The sequence below is a fragment of the Neobacillus cucumis genome, assembly GCF_016908975.1.
GTDB lineage: Bacteria > Bacillota > Bacilli > Bacillales > Cytobacillaceae > Neobacillus > Neobacillus cucumis.
Genome location: NZ_JAFBEX010000013.1, coordinates 194853 through 202000, shown reverse-complemented (window position 1 = coordinate 202000; position 7148 = coordinate 194853). Strand labels below are relative to the sequence as shown.

Sequence of the window (7148 nt, the reverse complement as noted above, 5' to 3'; positions counted from 1 at the left end):
AGGGAAAGAATTATCCGGTATTAGCACCGGTTTCCCGGTGTTATCCCAGTCTTACAGGCAGGTTGCCCACGTGTTACTCACCCGTCCGCCGCTAATCAACAGGAGCAAGCTCCCATTGATTCGCTCGACTTGCATGTATTAGGCACGCCGCCAGCGTTCGTCCTGAGCCAGGATCAAACTCTCCAAGAAATTTGATTAGCTCATTTGTTACGTTGGCATAGTTTCAATTAAGCAACTATTAATTATTGTTTGTTGACGTTTTTGTTTGTTTAGTTTTCAAAGGACAATTAGTGACAGGAATAAATTCTACCATATGATCAAACGAGATGTCAAATATTATTTTAAAATATTTTTTTCGTTCGTCCAACGAGAATTAATATTATCAGATTCAGTTAACCTTGTCAACATCTTAATAATATTTTTTAATGAGCTGTTTGCCTATCAGGCATCTCCTCATCAGGATTACTATATTACTATCATATCCAAATGAAGTCAACCACTATTAAACAATTTTTTAAAAAGAAAGCCTGATTTAAGAAACGTAATCAGGCAGCTTAACGATAAATGTACTTCCCTTTCCTAGTTCACTTGTAACCTGTATTGTTCCCTTATGAGTTTCAACAATCCATTTCGCAATGGAAAGTCCCAATCCATGTCCGCCTATTTGTCGGGAACGAGATTTATCTGTCCGATAAAAACGCTCAAAAATTTTGAGATAATCCTCTTTCTTAATCCCAATTCCCGTATCTTGAACCATTATTCTAACTTCGCGACCTTCTTTGACAAGATTAAGTTTTACTTGCCCACCTTCGGGAGTATATTTTATGGCATTGTCTAAAAGGATATAGATTAATTGCGATAACCTCTGCGGATCTCCCATTACATTAAAATCATCTGGTGCGGACAACCCAAACTGAATCTGTTTGGCAGCAGCAATCGGATGTAGTGACTCGATTGCTTTTTCAGCAAGAGGCTTTAAATCAAATACTTCTGTTTTAAGCTCAATAGTATTCGAATCAGAACGTGCGAGAGTTAACAAATCACTGACTAGGTTCGTCATTCGCTTGACTTCTTCCCTCATATTACTCAGTAACTTACCTGCCATCTCATCCTTTTGGGTATCAAGTGTCATATCCATTGCATCAACGGACGATAACAAGACACTCAAAGGTGTCCGCAACTCATGGGATGCATCCCCAACAAATTCCCGCTGCCTTTTAAAGGCTGATTTAATCGGAACCATTGCCCGTTTAGACATGCGTAAACTGATAAATATAGCCACACCCACAAAAACCATTCCCAACACGATAAGAATGACCAAAATCCAGTGAAATAAGCGATATGCAAAGGTAATGTCTTTACCTATATATATTTGACCTATATATTGACCTTTATAATAAACATCATGGCTGGCGATCAACATGTGAATATCTTGATTTTGATCAGGGGCTCGAAATTCTCCTCTTCCTTTTCGTAATTTCTCATCCATTTGAATCACTTCATTCAGAATATCCTGACCATTAGACATCTGTTTATTTACGATGGAAAGTAATTGAGGGCGTAAGCGTGGATTAGCCTCGCTGCCCATGACTACTTCGCCACTCGAATTCATAACATAATAAAAAGATTGATCTACTCCAGCAAAAATCACTTCTTGATTTTGAATGCCTCTAAGGTCACTTTGGTTATTCTTCCCTATCAATGTCTCGATGTACCCAGCCTCCTGGGCCACTAAGGTCCGCAGTTCCCTTTCCTGTGTATTGAGGATAACAAAATAAAGAACCGAATAGACAATCACAATAAAGAGAAAGAGAAATAACATGAGAAGACCGCTAAAATTTCGGGTCAACCTATTTTGTGTATTATTAAAAACATCTTTGTCAAACCGATTGAATAGCGGGTCAATAATGGATAAAAATTTATGTCTCAAATTTATACCCTACCCCTCTGATACTTTGAAGTTTATCTTGCTTATCAATCTTGGATAGTTTTTTTCGGATTAATTTAACCGTTGCATCAATTGTCTTCATCGTCACATCGGTATCTAGACCCCAGACACGCTCGTAAATCAGTTCACGTGGCAGGACTTGTCCTTTATTTTGCACAAGTAAATCTAATAATTGAAATTCACGAGGACTAAATTGAATTTCCGCATCAACGGTCCGTACTAGATGGCTTGCCCGATTAAAAAACAGTCCTTCTATCTCAGTCTCATCTTCCATAATAGGTGCAAAGTTTCGGCGGGACAAGGCACGCAGTCTAGCACTTAGTTCATCAAATTCAAATGGTTTAACAAGGTAATCATCTGCTCCTGAATCAAGACCCTGAATTCGGTCTTGAACAGTATCTTTAGCGGTTAACATTAGGATGGCCCCTGAATATCCTTGTTTTCGAAGCCGTTTGCAGACATCTACACCGTCTCCATTCGGCATCATCCAATCCATTATAATCACATCATAGTGGGCAGTTGTTGCATAATAGAAAGCGTCCTCCCCTTCCTTAACCCATTCCACATTGCAATTAGCTTTCTTTTTTAACATATATACAATTAAATCACCAAGGCGATGATCATCTTCTGCTAATAAAACATTCATTTTTAACAGGCTCCTTTTTTCCTCATTATATCTATAAAACATTCTATCGAAAAAGCCTTAAGTTTATCTTAAAGATAAAAGAAGCACCCAAGCGGCCCGCTTATGTGCTTCTCTATTCATAAATTTTATTTAACTAAACTAAAGGTTTCTACTTTTAATTTTTCAATTTCCTTGTTTAACCCCTCTTCATCAACAAATGTTTGTGCAGCAGCCTCTTGTTGGGCTAATGGAGTAGTAAACTGGTTGCCGGCTTGTACTTCTGCTTCCATCATTAAAATGTGGTCTTCTGCTCTTGCAATCCCTCTTGTAATGGTCTCTGCTTGGAATAATGCTGAAGCCTTTTGTATTTGTTTGATTGTTAAAGCCGTGTTAGCACGTGAAGCCAAAAGGATTTTTTTGTGCTGCAGGGCATTATATATTTCCTTTAGTTCATTGATTTTTTCCAACAGGATTTTAGTTTGTGCTTTAAGAGCATCTTGCTGCTGCTTAAACACTATTAGCTGCTTTTCATGGATTAGCTTTTCTTGGACGGCTAGTTTCGCAATCGATTCTTCTCCTCGCTCAATCGCCAATTTAGCTTGACGGATTCTTTTTGCCAATAATCTTTCTGTATCGACTATGAGTGCAGCTTGTCTATTCTCGACATATATTTGCCGTGCTAATGCTTTTTGTGCTCTTTGAAGTTCCTCTTCCATTTCTCTAGAATATTGATTCAGCATTGCAATGGGATCTTCCAATCCATCCAATAAGGCATTGATTTCGGCCAGTGTGATTGTTTTAATTCTTTTAAAAATACCCATTTTAATATTCTCCTTCTAGTTTGAAATATTGTTCTCTATATTCTGTGATAGTTACAATTTAATTGGTACAGGTTATAGTCTAGTCCTAGTTGGTGAAAACTCGGTGAAAAGTTGTCATTCAGTTTTTAAAACAAAAGAGAGTCCCTCCCGTTTTCTTTGGAATGTACTCTCTTAGTGATTTTAAAATTATGCTATTTCTCTTTCTGCTTTTAATCTTTTTCTTTTTCGATCTGCTGCAAGTACCTTCGCGGATAGATAGATTCCAGATCCTGTTAAGAAAATCATAGCAATGGCTGTTAGATCGATTAACCAGGTAATATCTGTTGTTCCAATTTTCCCTTCGTGAAGTCCTCTAATTATACCCATTAATGAAGTTGATTGTGAACCTTCACCACTAAAGCCACCTCTTCCTCCAAATGCTGGAGCCTGCCCATTTGTAGTACCCTGAGTGTTTCCAGCTGTTTGATTATTTGTCGTACCTTGTGTGTTTCCAGTTGTTTGATTATTTGTAGTGCCATTAGCCTGTGTAGTAGTGCCAGCCTGATTTGTTTGACCAGTTGTTTGGGTTGAATTGGTTGTCGTGCCTTGTTGCTGCATCATCATGCCTTGCTTCATATTGCCGCCTTCTGTTTGTGACTGACCAATTAGCCACGGCTCGTTCATAAGCAGCCCTGTAATAGACTCCATTAAAATAAATATTGAACAAATTAATCCTATCCATAAGTGTGCTTGTCTCGTTTTTTTCATTATCATTTCTCCTTTTTAATTAATTTTTTTAGTTTCCTATTTAACGCTTGTTGTCCCTTGTCCTCCTGTTGTTCCTTCTCGACCGCTTGGAGCAAAACCTCCGCCTTGCATGCCGCCCATGCTGCCCATACCACCTTGCATCATACCGCCTTGACTTGAGGAAGAACTGCTTGAAGTTACCTCTGGTAATTGAACAGTTTGACCTTCCGTTACTCCACTAGTGATTTCAACATATTCGTCTGTTTCAATCCCTGTTTTGACTGTTTTTTGTTCAGTTGTACCAGATGTGCTATTGGCTATAATCACATATTTTTCATCATTGCTGTTTGTATAAATGGCATCTGCTGGAACGTATAATGCATCTGTTTTACTTGCGGTTAAAATGGTAGCAGATGTACTCATTCCCACTTTTAAGTTGGCAGGTTTATCAATATGGATCGTTACATTAAATGTAGAAGAACCGCTTGAAGATGTGCCTTCTTCTGCAACAGCTGTTACTTTTCCCGTATAAGTTGCATCTGGATAGGCACTAGCAGTTAAAGTAACGGTTTGACCCACTTTTACTTTTGGAATGTCCAACTCATCTACTGCTACGACCGTTTGTAAATCGTTGTAATTGGTAAGGTGTGCGACGACCATACCTTTGTTAATTCGGTCACCGGCAGCAACCGATACAGATGTAATGGTTCCGGCTGTTGGCGCCGTAATCGGATCGCTATCATCAGTAAAGGTTACTAACTCCTGTCCAGCAGTTACTTCGTCCCCGGCAGAAACTAAAACCTGGTCAATTTCATTATTGTCCTCTGTTGCTTTAATATCTTCTGTGGTTACTGCTGCAACGGTCCCCGAACCACTAATTGTGACTTCCAACTTTCCTTTTTGGACAGTAGCTGTTCGAGTCGATGTAGTAGTGCTTGTACTAGCAGAAGTGCTTCTGGCGTGAAAATATTGATAGCCGACATAACCAACAACGATTACACTAATCAGTATCCAAATCCATTTTTTCATTTATCTAGACTCCTTTAATCATGAAGCAGCCCGGACCCGCTCCAAGTATTTTTTTTAATTCATGAGCCTATTATCAAGTGCCTCCCTTAACTTATCCTTAAAAAATTTTAAAAAATGGTGACAGGCACCGATAAATGATAATAGAAGGTGTTAATGCTGTTAATGGTGACAGGCACTAATTTTGGTATACAATTAATGTAAGTTAGGTAAGATTTGGGAGATGAGGTTTTTGTTTAAATTATTATTAATTGAGGACGATGAGATTCTTTTTAATGAGATAAAAGAGCGTTTGGCGGGCTGGTCTTATGATATATATGGAATTGATGATTTCAGCCAAGTGATGCAGGAATTTACGAGGGTTAAACCAGATTTAGTGATTATCGATATTCAGCTGCCTAAATTTGATGGGTTTCATTGGTGCCGGATGATCCGTTCCCATTCTATAGTACCCATTTTATTTCTCTCCTCACGCGACCATCCGACAGATATGGTCATGTCAATGCAGTTGGGTGCAGATGATTTCATTCAAAAGCCCTTTCATTTTGATGTACTGATAGCCAAAATTCAGGCCATTCTACGCCGCGTCTATAATTACAATCATGAGCAAATAACGATCAAAACCTGGTTGAATGCCACTATAGATGTTGAGAAAAACACTGTCAGCACCGAAGTGGGAACGGTTGAACTTACAAAGAATGAAATGTTTATTTTAAAAAAGCTGATTGAACAAAAAAACAAAATTATCAGCAGGGAAGAATTAATCAAGAGTTTGTGGGATGATGAACGCTTTGTCAGTGATAATACGTTAACCGTTAATGTTAACCGATTACGAAAAAAGCTCGATGAACTGGAATTGGGACGTTTTATTGAAACAAAGGTTGGACAAGGGTACATAGCGATTGAAGAGGCCCAAGCATGATCAAAACTTATTTAAAAGAAAGACGCAGCTGGATTGTTCTTTTTATCTGTTTACAGCTCCTTGTCCTGTTTACCGGATATATTGATACTGCTATACGGTTCACCCCTCTGCTCTATATTGTTTTTTTATCATCACTGATTTTTATGATCTTTTTATGTTTTCGTTATCATAAAGAAACGAAATTTTATTCTGAATTAATAGAATGGGAGAACAATCTTGATTTAACCAATATCGCTGAGGCTGATCGTCCGTTCGAAAAAATAATCGAACAAAGCATTGTGAACCAAACAGAGCTGTTGAAACAAACGATTTCGAATAATTTAACGGCCGTTGAACAGGAGAAAGATGAGCTTTTATCCTGGATTCATGAAGTAAAAACCCCTTTAACCGCGATGCATTTGATGATTGACCGCATAGACGACGTGGTCTTAAAAGCCCAATTAGCCCATGAGTGGCTCCGAATTCACCTACTGCTGGATTCACAGCTGCATCAAAGGCGCCTTCCCTTTATGGAAAATGATTTATATATAGAAGAGACGGATTTGAAAGCCCTGCTTTTCAAAGAGATTAAAACATTGCAAACCTGGTGTATGCAAAAAGGAATTGGCTTTGAAGTAGAGTTAGAGGCTACGTTTGTCTTAACAGATGCTAAGTGGCTCGGATTTATCATCCGTCAGCTGTTAACGAATGCCGTAAAATATAGTGAAGAATCGGATATTATCATTAAAAGTTTCCTAGAGGATAAGCGGACTAAACTAATGATACAGGATTTTGGGCGCGGCATTGACTCAAAGGACCTGCCGCGGATTTTTGAAAAAGGTTTTACCTCAACAACCGTGCACCATGACAGCGCCTCTACCGGCATGGGTTTATATTTAACTCAGAAAATTGCTAAACCTTTATTAATCCATATAGATGTTATTTCCGAACTTGATGTTGGGACCACCTTCACTTTAACCTTTCCTCAAAAAAATGAATTTGGCACAATTTCAGGCATGTGACAGAAATGTCACATGCTTTCCTGTTTTGTTCGGCCAATCGAAGGAAACGAAAATCGGTGGATTTTATAATAGAGATATC

At 38.5% G+C, this 7148-nt stretch carries 7 protein-coding genes and 1 rRNA gene; 2 read left to right on the top strand and 6 right to left on the bottom strand.

The features are described 5' to 3' along the window. The 6 genes from JOC76_RS18520 to JOC76_RS18495 all read right to left on the bottom strand — a co-directional run. Window positions 1–189, bottom strand: a 16S ribosomal RNA gene (locus tag JOC76_RS18520); the annotation flags it as partial. 343 nt (window positions 190–532) lie between these two features. Then, complete coding sequence (locus JOC76_RS18515; RefSeq protein WP_239557808.1) at window positions 533–1930, bottom strand: sensor histidine kinase; 1398 nt, start codon at window positions 1928–1930, stop codon at window positions 533–535. Then, window positions 1920–2594, bottom strand: a complete 675-nt coding sequence (locus JOC76_RS18510) for a response regulator transcription factor (RefSeq protein ID WP_205180003.1) — start codon at window positions 2592–2594, stop codon at window positions 1920–1922. Before JOC76_RS18510 ends, JOC76_RS18515 begins: the two co-directional genes overlap by 11 nt. A gap of 125 nt (window positions 2595–2719) precedes the next feature. Next, window positions 2720–3394 carry a PspA/IM30 family protein gene (locus JOC76_RS18505; RefSeq protein WP_205180001.1) on the bottom strand — a complete coding sequence of 225 codons (675 nt, stop codon included), beginning with the start codon at window positions 3392–3394 and terminating at the stop codon, window positions 2720–2722. A 186-nt stretch (window positions 3395–3580) separates the two neighbouring features. Further along, window positions 3581–4141, bottom strand: coding sequence for a PepSY-associated TM helix domain-containing protein (locus tag JOC76_RS18500; protein WP_205180000.1), 561 nt, complete (start codon window positions 4139–4141; stop codon window positions 3581–3583). A gap of 36 nt (window positions 4142–4177) precedes the next feature. Continuing rightward, entirely contained in the window at window positions 4178–5149 is a 972-nt protein-coding gene (locus JOC76_RS18495; protein WP_205179998.1) for an efflux RND transporter periplasmic adaptor subunit, read from the bottom strand. 229 nt (window positions 5150–5378) lie between these two features. On the opposite strand from JOC76_RS18495, the gene JOC76_RS18490 reads away from it, so the two are divergent. Both JOC76_RS18490 and JOC76_RS18485 read left to right on the top strand, forming a co-directional pair. Next, complete coding sequence (locus tag JOC76_RS18490) at window positions 5379–6068, top strand: response regulator transcription factor (RefSeq protein ID WP_205179996.1); 690 nt, start codon at window positions 5379–5381, stop codon at window positions 6066–6068. Continuing rightward, the gene (locus tag JOC76_RS18485; protein WP_205179994.1) at window positions 6065–7069 is read left to right on the top strand and encodes a sensor histidine kinase; all 1005 of its coding nucleotides are present in this window, start codon (window positions 6065–6067) and stop codon (window positions 7067–7069) included. The genes JOC76_RS18490 and JOC76_RS18485 overlap by 4 nt, the downstream gene beginning before the upstream one ends. The last annotated feature ends 79 nt before the right edge of the window (window positions 7070–7148 follow it).